Origin of the sequence: Shewanella sp. SG41-4 (assembly GCF_014164505.1) — a bacterium.
Taxonomy (GTDB): domain Bacteria; phylum Pseudomonadota; class Gammaproteobacteria; order Enterobacterales; family Shewanellaceae; genus Shewanella.
This window is the reverse complement of the sequence record NZ_JACJFI010000682.1, coordinates 1-1,022: the sequence shown is the minus strand read 5'-3', so window position 1 is coordinate 1,022 and position 1,022 is coordinate 1. Positions and strand designations below refer to the sequence as shown.

Here is a 1,022-nt window from a genome sequence, read left to right as displayed (position 1 = left end):
TAATTCTTGCTAAACGGAAAGTGTAAGCAGCTTTAACGTTTGTTTAATTTGTTTTAACTCAGCATTAATTTTTACTTTATTTTTAAATTGCTTCTCGTTGCTGAGTTTCTTATTTATTTGTTGTTGCTGCTTGTTAAGCAGCTTAATGGCGTCTATCCGCTTTATGAGTTCTGGAAATGTTTCATGCTCTTTTAACGGATAAGGTAGCAATGACGCTAATAATTGTTCGTAAAGCGCTTTAATGTTTAGCGTTAACGGTAAACTTTGATGATTGTCTATGTTATCTGGTTCTTGGCTGTTACTAATACTTAAGCGCTTCTGCCAACGTGAACAGTAATATTCTGATAATGTAACACCACCATTTACACCAACCTCCTTGAAACAAGCGGTTGTTCTCATATGTTGGCTGTGAGCTGTTATTTCAAAAATAATTGGGTGCAGTATGGCTTTGTCTATGGTTTGTAATACTTCTTCGCTTAACTCATCACCTTTGAGCACAATACTGAATATTTGAATTTCTTTTATTTGCTCATGAGCTTCTATGTTAAGGGTTTGAGCTGAGAGTTTATTTGCCCAGGTAATTTGCTCTACTTGAGTGACAAATAGTTCTCTAATGGCTGCGTTTACCTTGCCTTGATCATAAAGCTTGCTCTTAGGTAATGTGCGATTGACCTCAGTAGTTTTAGGGTACTTGTAGAAAATAGCGTTAGGCATTAGTTAAGCCTTTTTTCACAGCGCTTGCTTTAGTATGGTCTTGCACAACTAAGAAGTTGATCAGCTCGAAATCATCAAGCCCTTGAATGGTATTGATAAGTGCTGTTGTTTCGCCACCACTGAATAAGCTGTCGATATCTTGCTCTTCTTTAACTTCAATGATTGAACGTATAGTGTCAGATAACAGTTCTGAATACTTGTTCATCTCTTTACCGTCGTTAGTAAGTTCATTAAATAGGTTGCACACTTCGGCAACTGGTTCACTCACTCCCTTGCAAGATGAACGCACTAAATCTAATAATCTTTTT

General features: G+C 36.7%; 2 protein-coding genes. Both read right to left on the bottom strand.

Annotated features, from left to right (window positions below; genetic code table 11):
* Window positions 1-9 precede the first annotated feature (9 nt).
* Window positions 10-714, bottom strand: a complete 705-nt coding sequence (locus H5202_RS23245; protein WP_182774084.1) for a DUF4391 domain-containing protein — start codon at window positions 712-714, stop codon at window positions 10-12.
* Window positions 707-1,022 (bottom strand): hypothetical protein (locus H5202_RS23240; protein WP_182774083.1); only part of this gene is annotated, 316 nt, incomplete at its 5' end. The genes H5202_RS23240 and H5202_RS23245, both read right to left, overlap by 8 nt.

What these genes read in the sequence shown, in the direction of transcription:
- H5202_RS23245 (WP_182774084.1), bottom strand. Translation starts at nt 714, where the DNA reads ATGCCTAACGCTATTTTCTACAAGTACCCTAAAACTACTGAGGTCAAT.